Raw genomic sequence first — 18,539 nt, 5'->3', positions numbered from 1 at the left:
GAGATTAAAAAGTGAGGGAAAATTATGAAAACCTTAGTTAAAGATCAAAAACAAGATTTTGATAGATCAGCTGTAATTATTTTGGATGGAGCTAGTTTAACCTTAGAAGATGTTGTAGCAGTAGCCCGTCACCACGTGCGTTGTGAAATCGCAGAAAGTGCCAAAGAAGCGGTTATTGCATCCCGTAAAATCGTTGACAAAATAGTAGAAGAAAGACGAGTTGTCTATGGGGTCAATACAGGCTTTGGGTCATTATGTAATGTCAGCATCTCTAAAGAAGATACAGTGCAGCTACAAGAAAATTTGATTCGGACTCACTCTTCTGGTTATGGTGAACCATTTTCTGAAGATATTGTACGCGCCATCATGTTAATTCGGGTTAACTCCTTAATCAAAGGTTATTCTGGCATTCGCTTAAGTACAGTTGAAAGTCTGCTAGCTATGTTAAATGCCGGAGTACATCCGCATATCCCAGAAAAAGGTTCATTGGGAGCTTCTGGCGATTTGGCACCATTGGCTCATATGGTTTTACCATTATTAGGTCTGGGAAAAGCATACTACGAAGGAGTTTTATACCCTGGTAAAGAAGCAATGGAAAAAGCAGGTTTACAAATTATTCAACTAAGTGCTAAAGAAGGCCTAGCGTTTATTAACGGTACGACCGTGTTGAATGCAGTCGGTGCTTTAGCAACTTATGATGCTATTGAATTATTGAAACTCTCAGATATTGCCGGCGCACTTTCTTTAGAGGTTCATGATGGGATTTCTAGTCCATTTGAAGAAGATTTGCATACAATTCGTCCTCAAAGCGGACAACTAGCGACGGCCCGTAATATTCGCCGTTTGATTGAAGATAGTCAATATATCACAGAGGCAACGCCAGATCATGTGCAAGATCCATATACTTTGCGTTGCATGCCACAAATTCACGGTGCTAGTAAAGACTCGATTGCCTATGTGAAAGAAAAAGTAGAAATTGAAATTAATTCTGTGACCGACAATCCAATTATTACGCGTAGTGGTGAAGTAATTTCAGGTGGGAATTTCCATGGGGAGCCACTAGCACAACCATTTGATTTCTTAGGAATTGCAGCAGCTGAAATTGGAAATGTTTCAGAAAGACGGGTTGAGCGGCTAGTCAATCGACAGTTAAGTAAATTACCATCTTTTCTAGTAAAATATCCAGGTTTAAATTCTGGCTTTATGATTACACAATATGCATGTGCTTCATTAGTTTCTGAAAATAAAATATTGGCGCATCCGGCAAGTGTAGACTCAATTCCATCTTGTGAAAATCAAGAAGACTTTGTCAGCATGGGGACAACAGCTGCACGAACAGCATTAGAAATAGTGAAAAACTCACGTCGTGTGGTAGCGACTGAGATTATGGCAGCTTGCCAAGCGTTGGATATTAAAGGTTATCAGCATGGATTGGGCAAAGGAACCCAAGTAGCCTATGATGCTTTTAGACGTAATGTATCTTTTATCGAACATGATAAAGATATTGAAATGTATGATGAATTGAATAAAGCAACAACCGTTTTAGAGGCTGGAGATTTCTTAAAAGAAGTTGAAAAAAATGTTGTATTAGATTTGCAGTTTAATTAAATCAGTTTTTCTAAATTGATTTGCAATATTGCATTAGTGATAAGATCGTTCACCTCATAAAAAAGGATGTTAAGTAAGTCATGACACATTTCAAAAGAAAAGAAGTCTGGCAAGAAATGGTGACAAAATTAACAGTTATCCTTATTTATGCCTTCTTATATTCCTTGGCGCTAAATATTTTTTGGCAGCCAGGGAATATTTATGCAGGCGGGCTAACTGGGATTGCTCAAATTCTAGCAACTATATTTTCGAGCCGTCACATTGCTTTGCCTATTTCTATTATCTACTATTTATTGAATGTCCCCATGTTTATTCTTGCTTGGTTTAAAATCAATCGAAAATTTGTGTTGTATACGATTATTTGTGTAACGGTGGCTTCCTTTGCTATTCACATTGTTCCAAGCACGACATTGACAACAGATCCTATTATTTGTGCAATATTTGGTGGCGCGATTAATGGTTTTTCACTAGGGTTGGCTTTAAAATATGGGCTTTCAACGGGTGGTATGGATGCACTTATTATTACCATTCGGCAAATAACCGGTCGCAGCATTGGTGTTATTTCTATTATTATAAATGGCATTATCGTCTTAATTGCTGGCTACTTATTTGGCTGGCCGTATGCTTTTTATAGTGTACTATCAATTTTTGTAAGCGGGAAAGTGACAGATTTAGTTTATGTGAAGCATAAAAAAGTCCAAGTGACAATTATCACGCAAAAACCAAATGAAGTAATTCCAGCCTTGCAAAAGAAACTCAGCCGTGGGATTACCATCATCCCTCATGCATTAGGCGCCTATAATCAAGAAACACAAACAATTTTGATTTTAGTTATTACGACTTATGAAATGGAAATTTTGGATCAGATTATGAAAGAAGTAGATAACCGGGCATTTGTCAGTGTAGCCCAAGATATTAAAATTCTTAGTCAGTTTGAAGAATTGGACATTGTGTAAGCTGTTGGAGGTAGTCTCAAAGTGTTAGAAAAGAAGTTAAAAAAAGATTATTTTACGACGAAATGGGCAGGGGGCGTTACTACCGAAATTTTAATTGCGCCGGCAGCAAGTAGCTTGGCACAACGAGATTTTGATTATCGCATTTCAACAGCGACTGTTACGGACTCACCATCTAATTTTTCAAATTTTACCGGGTATGAGCGAATTATTCTGTCTTTAGACAAACCTATTTCGTTGCAGCAAAAAAATAACGTTATAGAACTTGCACCTTTTGCACCTTATCGCTTTGACGGAGATGTCGCGATGAAGAGTCTAGGTAAATGCCAAGATTTTAATGTGATTTTTAAGAAGAATAATCATGTTTGGGTAACGCTATTGCAAAATGGTGCAGCGCAGGATTTGATTATCGAGGGAGAAAATATTTTATCTGCTCTCCAAGATATTAAGGTGAGACTGATTGCTCGGAGCAAAAAGCAAGAAATTTTATTACAAAAAGGTGAAACACTTCTTATCAGGCAAGAACAGTTTGAGCAGATACAAATAATAGCGCAAAAAAAGTCTTTAATGGTAGAAAAGACGGCTATTTTGACGCAGATAAAAAAGAAAAAAACAGAGTAGGAGATAGAGCGTTAAGTGTCAAAAGGATGGGATGTTGCCTTTTGGACGAAGAAGCGTATTCACGATTCTATCTTCGCATTCGCTGCATGAATAAATTATGTAGCAGCTCTATTTAAGGAGATGCACGGAAAATGATAAAGAAGAAAATAGATGCACATTTTATTGCAACAATGGGGTTATTAATTGGTCTAATGGTAGTATTGTCGCAAATACTCGGTTTTGAAACACAACTGTTAAAAATTACCTTTGATTTTATTCCTGAAGTTGTCATGGCAAGTTTATTTGGTCCTTTTTGGACAGCTGTAGGTGCTTCAATTGCAGATATTATTGGTAATACGATACTAGGAAAGGCCCCTTTTTTTATTGGTTTTACCTTGAATTCTTTTATTGCGGGTTTAATATATGGTTACTTTTTTTATAAAAAGCCCATTACAGTTAAAAATGCTTTTTTATGTGTGTTGTGCAATACATTATTAATTAGCTTGTGCTTAACACCGATTTGGTTATCTATGATGTATGGTATACCTTTAACGGATGCTAAACTTTGGGGGATACGTTTGCTTAAAGCGGTTATTATGCTACCTGTCCAAACGGGATTAATTGTATTTTTTGGAAATGCACTTCCTTTTAAACGTTTCGCAAAAAGTATGGTATAAGCGCAATTTTAAGGTTGTTTATCAGATGTGGAGATGATTTTTAATGTTTGAAACTGGAGAAGAAGCGATAGAATGGATTCATTCTCGTAAAAAATTTGGTTCACGCCCAGGACTGATACGAATTAAGAAATTGCTGAATTTAAGTGGCAATCCTGAAAAAAATGTCATAGGAATTCACATTGCTGGAACAAATGGGAAAGGTTCTACGGTTACGTATTTACGCTGTCTATTAGAAACACAAGACATTAAAGTCGGGACTTTCACGTCACCGTATATTGAAAGCTTTTACGAAAGAATTTCAATTAATGGACAAGCAATATCAGCGGATGATTTTGTTAAGTTAGCCAATAAATTCCGACCGTATATAGAACAGATGGATGGCTGTCCTTCTTACCAGGGAATAACAGAATTTGAAATTTTGACGGCGATGGCTTTTGATTACTTCAAAGAGCGTGTGGATGTCGCAATTTTTGAAGTGGGCATTGGGGGTTTAATGGATAGTACAAATGTTTTTACGCCAATTTTGACGGCCATTACTACAATCGGCTTAGATCATACTGATATTTTAGGGGAGACAGAAGAAGCGATTGCCAAGCAAAAAGCGGGTATTATAAAACGAGGTGTCCCCATTGTAACGGGAAATATTGCTTCTGGTCCCCTGCAGGTAATCTACCAAACTTCTCTTAGACAAAAAGCTGATTTATTTAGACAAGGAAAGTCTTATCAAGTTCAGTATGTTTCAAGTGATAACTTACAAGGCGAGAACTTTCATTTTCAAAATGAAGATTACTATTTTACTAACTTGAGAGTTCCGTTATTGGGAAAATATCAGGTGGAAAATGCCGCTGTTGCAATTCAACTATTCTTGTTATATTGTCAGCAACAAGGAAGATTTGTAAATAAAAAAACGATTATAAAAGGGCTAGATCACGCGCTATGGCCGGGGCGGATGGAACGAATTAGTACAACGCCGAATATTATTATTGATGGGGCCCATAATCCCCACGCTGTAAAGCAATTTGTCAAAACGGTTAACGAAGAGTTCCAGTACGGAAAAAAATACATTTTGTTTTCGGCACTTACAACAAAAAATATTAAGGAGATGCTAAATGAGATTCAATCTATCTCACAGGCAGAGCTGGCATTGACGACCTTTGCGTATCCCAATGCATTAAAGATGGGCAGTAGTTTTAACCACGGAGATAAGCAGATAACTTATTATCCAGATTGGCAACGCGCAATACAAGAAATAATAACAAAAATGACTCCAGCAGATACTTTGTTTATTACAGGTTCTCTTTATTTTGTGGCACAAGTAAGAGATTTTTTTAAGAATAAACAGGTAGAACAAGCTGTTTATTCTTAACACGATATGTTTGGGAAAGCTTTAAGACAAAAGCAAACGTAAATTTTGTCTTAAAGCTTTTTTTTGGATAAAAAGGAACGCAAAGCAATAAGAAAGTTTTACAAGTTTACAGTGCAATAAAAAATATCTCTAGTTGGCTTTAGCATTTACATAGTCATTTTTCCCATTCTTTTGTACAATTTTAGTGAGGCGTTTTTAAAATTATATTATGTATTAAAAGTGTAGTTTCACACATTTTGTTTGACGCACGAGCTAGGTTTAAAGAAAGGATTTTTTTATGCTGATTGGGATTATTTATTTTGTGGTGATTGTTTTAGCCAATACGATTGGCGCGGTTTCTGGTATGGGCGGCGGCGTTTTGATCAAACCGATTTTAGATTTAATTGGGGCCCATTCGGTGGCAACAATTTCTTTTTATGCGACAGTGGCAATTTTTGTTATGAGCTTTGTTTCTACTTGGCGGCAGGTGAAAAAAGGAAGTGAGATAAATTTTCATCTAGCGGGTTATGTGGCAGCAGGTTCCATCGTGGGGGGGATTTTAGGCAACTTGGCTTTTGAGTTGTTACTCGCACTTTTTGCAGAGGAGTCTTCTGTTAAATTAATTCAAATTGCGCTGACGCTTGTCACGCTGATTTTTGCTTTATTGTACTCTTGTTTTGACTGGAAACATTACCGTTTAAAAGAAGGAAAATGGTATGTCATAGCTGGTTTAGTGCTGGGTTTTTTGGCTAGTTTATTAGGAATTGGCGGCGGCCCAATCAATGTGTCGTTACTGATGCTGCTATTTTCCATGCCAATCAAACAAGCAACCCTATACTCGATTACGACAATCTTCTTTTCCCAATTGGCAAAACTTGTCACGATTGCTTTTGCCACTGGTTTTGGGCGCTTTGATTTGAGTATGCTTTTTTATGTGATTCCTGCTGCTATTTTAGGGGGAGTTTTAGGGAGTCAATTAAGTAATATCCTTTCTGCCAAAAAAGTCACTCTCGTTTTTCAAAGCTTGATTGTAGTGGTACTCTTAATCAATTTATATAACGGCTGGCAGATTGTGGTGGAATAATCTTTTTAAGATTAAGTTATAACTGATAGGAAGAATTTGTTCGGCTACACAAAAAATATAACAATTATTTTTTATTTGAAAATAAAACTAATTTTCAAATTGTATTTTCATAATATTAATGTTGTGCTAATATTATAATATCGAAAAAGAGATTTATAAGTGATAAGTCTCTTTTTTTTTGAGAAAATTTGAAAATATAAGGACAAAAACATCATTTTACTAATTAAAATATATTTATCCAAACAATATAATTAAATAGTCTAGAATAAACTAATCATTTTCCCATTTTTAAACATGCCTAATTTAAATTATCAACAAAACAAACTACTAAAATAAAAACTTTGTTTAATAACTATACAAGATTGTTCTGTAGGAAAGGAGCGAGAAATGCAAGCAAATGATCTATTGATGGACGATGACCGATACAAATGGTATTTGCTCCAATATTTAGAATTAAATAAAAATGCCCATTGCACTATTGACCAGCTTGGAGATATTTTGGAGGTTTCTCGTTATAAGTTGGAAAAGTATTTACAAGAACTTTGTGATGAGTTACGGGAAAATAATTATCTTGCTTCAATTGAACTGCTTGAAACTGGTGAGATTGAGGTGAAACAACTAACACATTCAATTGTAAAAAAAATGCGACTTATTTTACTTGAGCGAAGTTTGATATATCAAATTTTTCATTGTTATGTGACAAAAGAAACCAGCTTAGATAAGCAAATTGAACTGTTGCATGTTAGTCGTTCTAGTACCTATCGATTGTACAAACGATTAAAAGAATTACTGCATGATGAAGGTTTTGAGTTAAAGAAAAATCAGTTGATTGGGAATGAATTTGCAATCCGCAGTTTTTTATTTGGATTATATTATGAGATTTTTAATGGGATAGCCAGTCCTTTTGAAAAAGAGATTCAAAAAGAAGCAAAGGAAATTTTTCATCATTTAGAACATTATTTAAACCTCTCATTACCTAAAACGAAAGAACACAAATTACTATTTTTTATAAGTATTTCTTTGATTCGTTTAAGGAAAGAACATTTGCTTGACCAAGAATATATTGTCTATGAGAAAAGCGCCGTAACAGACTATTTAGAAAAATGGTTGGGAAAACATTTTATGCTGACATCAGTAGGAAAACGACAAGAAATTGCTGCATTACTGCTATTTTGTCAAATGATGGAAATCGATTTGCAACAGGAACTGGTTTTTACCTCGCAAAATGAAAATGAAGAAGCTGAGAGAATCGTCGCTGAATTTTTAGAATTTCTTGCAGTCAATTCTCGTTTTGAGCTTTCTTATTTAAAAAAAAATAAGCAATTAGTTGATGGATTACTAAGAATTAATCGACATTGGCTAATTTATCATTTAAGAGAGTCAACATTTGTCACCAAAGTTCAACGTCGCTACTTTCAAGAAATCAATCCTAAGCTAGATGACTTGATTCAAGCCTTCATTGAAAAAATTGGACAACGTGGCCTTTTTCACTCGCATCAAGAGCGAAACAAATTGTACTATGATTATTTATTCTTTTTAATAACTCAAATTTCAGTGGAAGAATTGGAGGATCCAGTTTTTATTTGTATCGATTTTTCTCATGGTAGTAGTTATAACGCATATATTCAAATGATGTTACGTTCACTGCAAAGTATGAATATCTGTTATGAAAATAAGCTAAGTACAAAAACTCAGATTTATTTGTCCGATTTTTTGATTGACAACCTTCCCTGTTTACAAATGATTTGGAAACGACCGCCGACACCAGATGATTGGGCGGAATTTGGCCACCTATTGATAAAAGTTAAAGGAGATGCCTATGCATAGAAATCTGTTGGTTGCCCTTGCTCTTCCTTCTATAATGTTCTATCAATCCAGTAATCCGTTTTTATACAGTAACGATAAGTTAATTACGCAAGAAGAACAAGAAATGCTGACCTTTGATTTGAGCGAAACGGGGAATACATTGGTTATTTCCAATGATCGGCTAGAAGAATCCGCGATAGAAGAGACGTATCAGCAAGTTGAGCTAGGCCAAGTAACTAATCAAACGAGAGCAGATTCACTTATAGCTGATTGGATAGATGAAAAGGCAGATAAAAATGATCTATTAGATGGGGCATTTTTGGAAAGAGAAGGTGAAATTCCACGCACAGGCAGGCAAACACAATTATCGCTAAATAAAAAGAAAAATCACGATGCGTTAGAAATGATTGAACGAAGAATCAGTGAATTACCCTTCGTTGAACCACATACTAACAAAAATAATGCATCTGAACTGGCACGTATGTTAGCAAGTATGTCAGGAACGATTCTATATGGTACCAAACAACAGTCAAATAATTGGCAGGAATATATTACGTTTTAAAAGGAGATGAAAATAAATGAACCGGTTGAAAAAACTGTGGTCATTAACAGCAATTTTTGGAATGGTCATTGGAATGATACCACTTTCTGTTTTCGCAGAGACAACAGAAGTAACAAAAGTTGAGATTACACAAGCTAAAATAACAAATGCAATGGATGAATCCATTACCAAAGAAAATCGTTTAAATCAAGGGGAGGCTGTCAAGATTCAACTTGGTTGGTCCCTTAATAAACCGGCCTTGATTGAAAAAGGAACCTCGCAAATCATTGAATTGCCAAACAATTTAAACTATCCAGACCAATCTGGCCAGTTAGCTGATATGGGGAGTTTCCAATTACGAGGTAACCAGCTACGTCTCACTTTCAATCAAAACTACAAGTTATCTGTTGATGAGAAGACACCTGATTTTTCCAGTGTCAAGCTTTACGCGGGAATGTTGACATTAACTGCGACAACGATTGCACAAAATCTTGAAACTGAGAAAGTGTCTTTTGGTAAAAATATTAGTCAGACACTTTACTACAATAAACAAGTTGATCCTGCCGCAGATCCCTTAGTAGAAAAAGTGACGCCTCAAAAAAGGGGTATACAAAAAGAGTTAAATCATAATTTGAAAGAACGCGGCATTAACTTATTTAATAATATGAAAATCACTGATCTTGATGGCAATGAGTTTTCGGAATCAAATCCAGCAGTCAAAGATGCGAATATCAAAATTCACTTTGATTGGAGTTTAGACAACAGTGTAGATCTTCAAGCAGGTGATTTTTATGAGTATCAACTGCCTGATTATTTTTCAATTCATAATTCTGTAAACGGCGATTTGAAAAATGATGCGGGGAAAACTTTAGGTAAGTTTACCCTTGATCAATCTGGGAAGTTAGTGGTTACCTTCAACGAGGTTGGAGTGAATCTAAGTGATCGCGAAGGGACAATTGATTTACAAACAGAGTTAAAACTTGTCACTGAAAATGAAGAAGTTGAAATTGTCACTGACATCAAAGATGACGATGGTGAAGAAATTAACATCACTATTCCAGTTGTGAAAGGTGATATTAATAAAACGGGCATGATCAATGCCGACAATACGGTATCTTGGACCATCATCGTGAATGAAGATCGTAAAGAATTGAGAAATCCAACTGTGACAGAACATTTTCCAGAAGGAATGAAGCTTTTATACCACAGTTATTTCGTGATGAATGATGCAGGGGTATGGGAGAAGTCGCCAGATGGTTTTATTCAAGGTTGGGAAGTTTCGGAAAAAAGGCAATACGTCTATAAATTCTCAAAAGACATTGACATTATGAATAAACCAGTAAAAATTGTTGTTAATATGAAAGTTACCGATAAAGAAAAATTAGAGTTTTTAAACAAGGCGACAATTACTGGGGATAATTTTTTAGAAAATGCTGCAGAAGCTAGTGTTTCTTTTAACAATAAAGAAAATTACAAAATGTGTACAGATTATAATGTAAACACGGGTATCTTTAACTGGGAAGCAAAGACTACCTACTCGCAAGATGGTGGAATTTTTAAAGATTGGATGTATCAAAAGTATCAAGATCCTAGTACCGCCAATCACTACTTACTAAAAGATACAATTGAAGTTTATGATGAAAATAATGATTTGGTGACCAATTGGACTTATTCGGAAGAGCCGGATGATTCAAAAACAAAAGATGATAAAATTGTTCATTTTACACTGAAATTTGCTGATAAGGGTGTCTATAAAATCAAGTATACAACACAGTCATTTGTAGTACCTGTACCGATTCAGACTGAAATTTATAATACTGCAACGATTATTGATGGTGATGACTCAGAAGATGTTACCGGCGGAGAAAAGGTTGCTGTCGATGGTACGTTGGGCGTTGATAAGGGAATTAATACTAAGGATTTTGCAAATCATACGTTTGATTGGCAAGTACGCGTGAATAAAAACCGAATTCTAATGAAAAATGCGGTTATTGCAGATAAATTCACATCATTAAACGGTACGAATGTAAGCGCGATGCAGCTAATTGAAGATTCTTTAGAAATTACTGCAGAAAATGGAACAACGAAGAAATTAGTAAAAGGTACTGATTATACTTTAGAAAAATTAGCAGGAGATCCAGATTACAAAACAGGGTTTACCGTTAAGTTAATAAATAATTACGCCGCAACAACTGATTTAATCATTATGAAATATAAAACAAAATATTCGATTGATGAACAAAATAGTGAAACCAATGGTCCTGCCCGAATTAAATTTGATAATAGTGTTCTGGTCACCTACACAGGTGAAGATGGCCGTCCGCACACAGATGGTGATGAGTGTGCCGTATGGTTGCATAAAGATCTAAGTTATAATGGTTTGAAATTTGGGAAATACGTTCCAAAAGGCGGCGAAGTTGCAAGTGCGTATACTCATGAAAATCCTTTTTCAGAAACCATTGCCGAAAAAGACAGTGTTTATTGGACAGCATTGTTCAATACTTGGAAAAGAGAGCTGCCCAAAGATACGACAATTGAAGAAGCATTAGGTGAGGGCCAAACAGCTAGAGATATCGTGATCTATGATGTCAATATAAATCCAAGTGCGGTAATTGTCGCGAGTCTTGGAACAAAGTGGGTTGAAGGTACAGATTATAAAATCGAAGAAAAAGATGGCAAATCGGTAATTACGTTATTGAAAGAGAAGAATAGTCCTTTTGCAATTTTTGTCGCTGCGGATGCCGCTGAAGAAGTTTATAAATATAAAAACGTGGCAACTATGACTATTCCAGGTATGAAAGATCCGTTAAAGGTAGAAGGAATGGCTGAAAAAAGCGATAAGGATGCGTGGATTGATAAAAGCGGCGTGCAAGGAACAGGTGACGATTATCGTAAAATTAATTGGTCGGTTGTATTAAATAAAGATGCCCATAAGATTGTTGAACCCTATATTCAGGACACAATCAGCATGAACGACCAATCATTTATCTACGATGACGACAAAAATGTCGTAGTAAAAGTTTATAAAGCTAAATCCGATGGTAAAAACGGTTTTGTAAAAGATGGTGACGCACTCATCTTCGCTGAAGATGATAAACCTTATGTGTCAGTTGATGCAGTAAATGGAACACAAACATTGACGATTGCCTTAGGCGAATCAATTAGTTCACCATATATTGTTGAGTATCAAACATTGCTTGATCCTGGAATTAAAAATAAGGAAAAAATCAGCAATAGTGCGACTCTCTTTGGAAAAGATATTAGTATTCAAAATACTAGTAAGGAAGTGGTAGTAAAATCGACAGATGGAGAAGGTACCTCAAGTGGTAAAAACGGATCCCTAACGATTGAAAAACTAGATAAAGATAATAATTTGATTACTAGTGACTCTGCTTTCTTTGATCTTTATCGCAAAGATAATGACGGAAATTTGGCACTCTTGTTCTCTGATATTGAGGTTAAAGGGGATAAGATTATTGAAGATGGTATAGAAGTTAATCAAATTTCAAATCTACGTTATGGAACTTATGTTATCGTGGAAAACACCGCACCAAATGGTTACGTGAAAAATGATCAGAAATCTGAATTTGTTATCTCGAAAGATCAAGTACATTATACGTTTAGTTTAGTTAATCAACGCCAAATTTTACCAGGTAGTGTACAACTAGAAGCGAAGAAAGAATTAAGCGGACGCCCATTAAAAGCAGAAGAATTCAGCTTTACCCTAAAGGGTGATGGAAACGTAAATGAAACCAAGAAAAATGACGAAGATGGTAAGATTTTATTTGATGAAATCAAATATGCCAAAGCAGGTACGTACGAATATACAATCACAGAAGCAACACCAAGCACACCAGAACTAGGGGTTACGTACGATAGTACGCAATACAAAGTTACCGTAACGGTAACAGAAAAAGCTGGGAAGCTAGAAGCAGACGTAGTATATGAAAACGTCAAAGCAGAAGAAGTCCCTGTCTTCAAAAATACGTACAAAGCCATACCAGGTAGTGTACAACTAGAAGCGAAGAAAGAATTAAGCGGTCGCCCATTAAAAGCAGAAGAATTCAGCTTTACCCTAAAAGGTGATGGGAACGTAAATGAAACCAAGAAAAATGATGAAGACGGTAAGATTTTATTTGATGAAATCAAATATGACAAAGCAGGTACGTACGAATATACAATCACAGAAGCAACACCAAGCACACCAGAACTAGGGATTACGTACGATAGTACGCAATACAAAGTTACCGTAACGGTAACAGAAAAAGCTGGGAAGCTAGAAGCAGACGTAGTATATGAAAACGTAAAAGCAGAAGAAGTCCCCGTCTTCAAAAATACGTACAAAGCCATACCAGGCAGTGTACAACTAGAAGCGAAGAAAGAATTAAGCGGACGCCCATTAAAAGCAGAAGAATTTAGCTTTACCCTAAAGGGTGATGGGAACGTAAATGAAACCAAGAAAAATGATGAAGACGGTAAGATTTTATTTGATGAAATCAAATATGACAAAGCAGGTACGTACGAATATACGATCACAGAAGCAATTCCAGAAGTAAAAGATCCAAACATTACCTATGATGACACTGAATTTAAAGTAACTGTTAATGTGGAAGAGAAAGCTGGAAAACTAGTGGTGAATGCTAATTATTCAGTAAATGGTCAAAGCGTTGACAATCTATCTTTCAAAAACTCGTATACACCACCAAAAACAGTTAATAAAGGTGAGATTTTATTGAAGAAGGTCGATAGTAAAACTGGGAAAACTTTAGCAAATGCCGAGTTCAAATTATTGACTGTTGATGATAATCCAGTTGTAGGTTATGAAAAAATTGTCACTCGTGAAGATGGAACAATCTTTATCAAAGGTCTTGGAGACGGTAGCTATAAGCTAATCGAGACGAAAGCACCAGCAGGATACCAGATTGATGAAACGCCAATCAGATTTTCAGTAAAAAATAGTCAACCTAGTCAAAAAGAAATCAGCAAAGAAAATACAAGAATTCCATTGTCGAAGACACATGGCACAAATGAAAATAATGAAATTTCGACGAATTTAAATACTACTAGAAACACAACTACTACCAAGCGTATGCCGGCAACTGGCAGTACAAGTAGTTGGAGCTTGATTTTAATAGGCATATTTTTCTTAGTTTCTTTTGGCTGTATTTTATTGGGAAAATTAAGAAAGCATAGTTAAATATGTACCGATCCCCAGAAGTTAAACTAGCAAACTAACCTTTGGCGGTCGGTATTTTATGACGAAATATAGTTTTGAATTAAAGTCTAAAATCATTCATGAGCCTTTAGAAAGCAATGGAGATCACTGTTATCTGGTTGAGCTTCTTGGAACCTCAAAATTTTCGAAAGCGATCTTTATGTATTGGCAAAAAGTGTGGCTTCCTTGTAGTGGTACTCTTAATCAATTTATATAACGGCTGGCAGATTGTGGTGGAATAAAAAATGGCAGGATAATACGTTTAAAGGAGCATTTAATGATAATAAAAAAATACACACAAGCAGATGAAAAAGCCCTCTTTGCACTAATTGAACAAGAAGGTGTCGAATGGGCAGAATATTATGATACTAAAAAAGAACAGTATCAAAAAGCACTAGCACATTCCATCACCTACGTATTATATGAAGAAGAGTTATGCGGGTATTGTCGCTGTCGTAATGATGATGGGTTTGGCATTTATATTTATGATTTACTGGTGGACAAAAATTATCGCGGGAAAAGCTATGGGCGCGCTTTGATGCAGCAGATCAAGCGGGATTATCCACAAATGGCAGTCTATGTCATGAGTGATGTCAATTCCTATTATGAAAAGCAAGGATACGCGGAAGTAGGCACTATTTTTGCAGTAGAACTTTAGCGTTTTAATTTATAAGTGCAAAAAATAGCTGTAACAAAAATATTTCCCGATAATTTGCGAAAAAAATTTAGTTAGTAAAGCTAACCTAACCTTAAAAGCACCACAACGTCTAAAAAAAGACGCTCCTTTCTGATAGCGACCGCAAAAAGTCTAACTTTTTCGAGCGCTATAGTTTGAAAGGGCGTCTTTTTTGACGGATTAAATTAACGTCTTACATCCAAAAATAAGTTCAATGGAGCGGCAGGATTTTCACTATCGGAAATAAAATATTGAATTTCGGCAAAGGCACCGCCGGAAGCACGCTTGTGGCCGCCGCCGTTAAAATAACGTGCAGCAAGGACAGATAAGTCGATATCGTCGTTATTGGTACGTAAAGAGACACCTTTACCGTTTAGGACCAAACTAAAATCAACTTCTTTTTTTGTTTCCGGATGTTCTAGCCGAGCCAACGCATTGCCTAAAACAGAAGTGTATTGTTCCCCAAAAGTATAGGCAAAAGTTTTGCCGTCTAGGACGCCAAATTGCGCTTTTAGCGATTTGCTGCGGACATAATCAGCTTCTTTTTCCTTTAGAGCTGCGATGATTTCGCTGTAATCAAAAAGCAAGTTAAGACCTGCGGACATCACACTGCCCATTAGTTCAATGCGTTTGTCCCAACTGTAAAAGTAAAAAAGATTGTTGAATTCAGCAGCAGATTCTTTGTAGGCAGCATTGGGATTTAACTGCCAATCCCAGCAGTCATAGCAGCGAATAATATCAGCAACATTTGCCAAACGCTGCCATACTTCATCTTGAAATAGTTCGGTGGGCATTTTGCCAACTAAGACTTTAAATAACACACTAGTCGCAGAATGTTTTAAATTTGTCGCCTCGTCTGCCACGATAATAGAAGCATTTTTAGGATAGTTTTCATTAACGTGGACAGAAGTGATGTGGTGATCGAAAATATGCCAGCTAATTTTATTTTCAGCGCAATAGGCCGCTAATTGCGCGATCACATCGTCAGAAGGACAAATATCGGTAATGTAAAGCTCTGTTACGGGGTCTTCATTTGTTTGGATAAAGTTTAACACGTGTTTATCAATCGTCCCGTCAGCACCAGGTTCAGAGTAACCCACGGGCAAATAATTTTCTGCCACGTAACCTTTTTGTTCTTGTAAAATGGCTTGTAATAATAAAGCGGACCCCACGCCGTCTAAGTCGGTATGGGAAAATTGTTTGATTAAAGTTGGTTTGTTTTCCATGATAGTTGCCTACTCTCTTTCTTGATTCCTGCAACGTAATACTACACCATCGGGATAAGTTTTGATAGTAAGAGGAGCGTAAAAGTGATTCCAAAGATATAGGAATGTACAAAAATTATAGTTCAGTAGGTTAAAGATAATTAGCTGTTTTGTCATGCGTATCTTTCGAGTTATTTTCCCCCCTAAGCTACAATGAAAGTATGAAAAAAGCTGTTGGCTAAAAATTTTTTTATTTTTAGTGGCAGGAAGGTGGGAAAATATGGAAGCGTTACGGCAAACGTTGATAGAGCGAAAAGGCGAATTGGTTTCAGCGCTAGTTGAGCATATTAGCATTTCGCTAGTCGCCTTATTATTTGCGATGGTAATTGCGATACCGCTAGCGATTTGGTTGGTTAAATATAAGAAGTTAGCAGAAATTATGTTACAAATTACCGGAGTCTTACAAACAATTCCTTCGTTGGCTCTCTTAGGTTTATTGATTCCTTTAGTGGGAATCGGGACAGTGCCGGCGATTATTGCACTGGTGATTTATGCCCTCTTGCCGATTTTTCAAAGTACCTACATCGGTTTAAGTGAAATTGATCCTTCATTAGAAGAGGCAGCGGACGCTTTTGGGATGAGTCGGTTTCGCAAGTTGCGCAAAGTGGAGCTGCCGATTGCTTTACCGGTGATTATTTCTGGAATTCGTACGGCGTTAGTTTTAATTATCGGAACGGCAACACTGGCGGCGCTAATTGGCGCCGGTGGTCTGGGGACTTTTATTTTATTGGGAATTGACCGCAATGATACGAGTTTAATTATTATTGGCGCTGTGAGTTCTGCTTTATTGGCCATTATTTTTAGTACGGCTATTCGGCTGTTACAAAAAGTGCGGCCGCGGGTGATTATTACAAGCTTAGCGGCGCTATTTTTGGTAATCGGCGGTATTGGCTTGTCCCAATCAGCGCTCTTTCAACCTGAAAAAGTGACGATTGCCGGAAAATTAGGGGCAGAGCCGGAAATTTTGATTAATATGTACAAAGAATTAATTGAAGAAAATAGTGACGTGCAGGTGGAATTAAAGCCTAATTTTGGTAAAACGACCTTCTTATTCAGCGCTTTAAAAAATGATCAAATCGACATTTACCCTGAATTCACCGGAACAGTTTTGGAATCGTTGGTTCAAGTACCAAAAAAAGATACCGGCAAGCATTCGGCGGAAAAAACCTATACCTTAGCCAAAAATTTATTGGCTAAACAAGCGAAGCTAGAATTTTTAGCGCCAATGGCTTATGAAAATACTTACGCTTTGGCTGTGAAAAAGTCTTTTGCAAAAGAACATGATTTAAAAACAATTAGCGATTTGAAAAAAATCGAAAATCAGGTTCACGCTGGATTTACGTTAGAATTTAACGATCGTAATGATGGCAATAAAGGCTTGAAAGATGTGTATCAATTGCAGTTAAAGGTTAGTCAGATGGAGCCGGCTTTGCGGTATACGGCCATTAATAACGGCGATGTGAATGTCATCGACGCCTATTCAACCGATAGTGAAATTAAGCAATATGATTTAATGACCCTACAAGATGACGCGCATCTTTTCCCATCTTATCAAGGTGCGCCTTTAATGCGACAAGATTTTGCTCAAAAGCATCCTGAAATTGTGAAAAGTTTGAATCGCCTAAAAGGAAAAATTACCGAAGCTGAGATGGTGGCCATGAATTACGCTGTAAATGTTGAAGGGCAAAAACCAGCAAAAGTCGCCAAGGATTATTTAGTGCAAAATGGACTTTTAGGGGGCGAGGGAAAATGAGCGATTTAGTTGTTTTTGACCATGTGGGGAAAAAATTTGATGACAGTACAGCATTAGAAGATGTTACTTTTCAGATTAAAACCGGTGAAATTTTTGTCTTAGTGGGTTCTTCTGGCAGTGGCAAAACGACTTCTTTAAAAATGATCAATGCCTTACATGTGCCTACTAGCGGGGATATTTATTTTAAAGATAAAAAAATTAAAGACTACGATACACAAAAATTACGCTGGCAAATCGGCTATGTGTTGCAGCAGATTGCGCTTTTTCCCACGATGACGGTTTTAGAAAATATTGAAGTTATTCCTGAAATGTTAGGTTGGAGTAAAGAAAAGCGTAAAGAACGAGCCTTTGAATTACTAAAAGCCGTGGAATTGGACCCAGAAGTTTACGCCAAGCGTATGCCGGGGGAATTATCTGGAGGCGAGCAGCAACGAGTGGGGATACTGCGCGCGTTAGCTGCTAAACCAGATGTTATATTGATGGATGAACCATTTAGCGCCCTTGATCCGATTTCAAGAGAGCAATTGCAAAATCTCGTTTTAACACTGCACAAAGATTTGCAAAACACGATTGTTTTTGTCACCCACGATATGAAAGAAGCCATAAAACTAGGCGATCGCATTGCAGTGATGAAGGAAGGAAAGCTGATTCAATGTGATACCCCGGCAGAAATTGCGGCTAATCCGGCCAATGAATTTGTCGCCGAATTCTTTAAAGGGATAAAAGCAGTGGGTCAACCACTACAGACAAAATTAGAAGTTGTCGTAAAAGAGGGCTTTTATACAAAAGATGAAAAAGCTACTTATCCGATTGTGGCACTGGGGGAAACTGTGCAGGCAAGTTTACCGCTGTTAGCAAAAAATAATGTACGGGTGGCAGAGGATAAAATAATTACCCCCGCGGATATCCTCAATTTTTTAGCGGCTAATCCTTAAAGGATTAACCTGACAAAAAGCACAATAAGATGCCTAAGTAGGCGTTAGCAGGTTTGGGACAATCATTAAAAATTAGTGGAG

13 protein-coding genes and 1 riboswitch are annotated in these 18,539 nt (G+C 36.7%); of the genes, 12 read left to right on the top strand and 1 reads right to left on the bottom strand.

Translation table 11 applies throughout. The annotated features are described in order from the left end of the window. The first annotated feature begins 24 nt into the window (after window positions 1-24). The 10 genes from hutH to K4422_RS05740 all read left to right on the top strand — a co-directional run bounded on the left by hutH (window position 25) and on the right by K4422_RS05740 (window position 14,487). Window positions 25-1,608 (top strand): histidine ammonia-lyase, encoded by a 1,584-nt coding sequence (gene hutH / locus K4422_RS05785; protein ID WP_230709710.1) that lies wholly within the window; start codon window positions 25-27, stop codon window positions 1,606-1,608. 80 nt (window positions 1,609-1,688) lie between these two features. Next, on the top strand, window positions 1,689-2,564 hold the full coding sequence (locus K4422_RS05780) for a YitT family protein (protein WP_206903014.1): 876 nt from the start codon (window positions 1,689-1,691) through the stop codon (window positions 2,562-2,564). A 21-nt stretch (window positions 2,565-2,585) separates the two neighbouring features. Beyond that, a complete protein-coding gene (locus K4422_RS05775) occupies window positions 2,586-3,182 on the top strand; it encodes a HutD family protein (RefSeq protein WP_230709708.1) in 597 nt (198 codons plus the stop codon). Then, window positions 3,173-3,269: riboswitch (THF riboswitch) on the top strand. (Overlaps the previous gene by 10 nt.) A 47-nt stretch (window positions 3,270-3,316) precedes the next feature. After that, window positions 3,317-3,838: a folate family ECF transporter S component gene (locus K4422_RS05770; RefSeq protein WP_206903069.1), complete on the top strand. Its 522-nt coding sequence runs from the start codon at window positions 3,317-3,319 to the stop codon at window positions 3,836-3,838. A gap of 43 nt (window positions 3,839-3,881) precedes the next feature. Further along, a complete protein-coding gene (locus tag K4422_RS05765; protein ID WP_206903016.1) occupies window positions 3,882-5,204 on the top strand; it encodes a bifunctional folylpolyglutamate synthase/dihydrofolate synthase in 1,323 nt (440 codons plus the stop codon). A 280-nt stretch (window positions 5,205-5,484) separates the two neighbouring features. Then, window positions 5,485-6,267: a sulfite exporter TauE/SafE family protein gene (locus tag K4422_RS05760; RefSeq protein WP_206903070.1), complete on the top strand. Its 783-nt coding sequence runs from the start codon at window positions 5,485-5,487 to the stop codon at window positions 6,265-6,267. Window positions 6,268-6,654: 387 nt separating this feature from the next. Then, window positions 6,655-8,094 (top strand): helix-turn-helix domain-containing protein, encoded by a 1,440-nt coding sequence (locus K4422_RS05755; RefSeq protein WP_230709706.1) that lies wholly within the window; start codon window positions 6,655-6,657, stop codon window positions 8,092-8,094. A 34-nt stretch (window positions 8,095-8,128) separates the two neighbouring features. Further along, window positions 8,129-8,635 carry a hypothetical protein gene (locus K4422_RS05750; RefSeq protein ID WP_230709704.1) on the top strand — a complete coding sequence of 169 codons (507 nt, stop codon included), beginning with the start codon at window positions 8,129-8,131 and terminating at the stop codon, window positions 8,633-8,635. Window positions 8,636-8,651: 16 nt separating this feature from the next. After that, window positions 8,652-13,811 carry a Spy0128 family protein gene (locus K4422_RS05745; RefSeq protein WP_230709702.1) on the top strand — a complete coding sequence of 1,720 codons (5,160 nt, stop codon included), beginning with the start codon at window positions 8,652-8,654 and terminating at the stop codon, window positions 13,809-13,811. 295 nt (window positions 13,812-14,106) lie between these two features. Further along, entirely contained in the window at window positions 14,107-14,487 is a 381-nt protein-coding gene (locus K4422_RS05740) for a GNAT family N-acetyltransferase (protein WP_230709701.1), read from the top strand. Window positions 14,488-14,690: 203 nt separating this feature from the next. Here K4422_RS05740 and K4422_RS05735 read toward each other — a convergent pair whose 3' ends face one another. Further along, the gene (locus K4422_RS05735) at window positions 14,691-15,731 is read right to left on the bottom strand and encodes a DHH family phosphoesterase (protein ID WP_230709700.1); all 1,041 of its coding nucleotides are present in this window, start codon (window positions 15,729-15,731) and stop codon (window positions 14,691-14,693) included. Between the two features lie 259 nt (window positions 15,732-15,990). Here K4422_RS05735 and K4422_RS05730 point away from each other — a divergent pair, with 259 nt between their 5' ends. Both K4422_RS05730 and K4422_RS05725 read left to right on the top strand, forming a co-directional pair. Beyond that, window positions 15,991-17,523: an ABC transporter permease/substrate-binding protein gene (locus K4422_RS05730; protein WP_230709925.1), complete on the top strand. Its 1,533-nt coding sequence runs from the start codon at window positions 15,991-15,993 to the stop codon at window positions 17,521-17,523. Next, on the top strand, window positions 17,520-18,458 hold the full coding sequence (locus K4422_RS05725) for an ABC transporter ATP-binding protein (protein WP_206903023.1): 939 nt from the start codon (window positions 17,520-17,522) through the stop codon (window positions 18,456-18,458). Before K4422_RS05730 ends, K4422_RS05725 begins: the two co-directional genes overlap by 4 nt. Window positions 18,459-18,539: the final 81 nt, after the last annotated feature.

The sequence above is a fragment of the Enterococcus sp. SMC-9 genome (genome assembly GCF_021011285.1).
Lineage (GTDB): Bacteria > Bacillota > Bacilli > Lactobacillales > Enterococcaceae > Enterococcus_C > Enterococcus_C montenegrensis.
The sequence above is the reverse complement of the archived record's forward strand: the minus strand, read 5'-3'. Positions and strand labels throughout refer to the sequence as shown.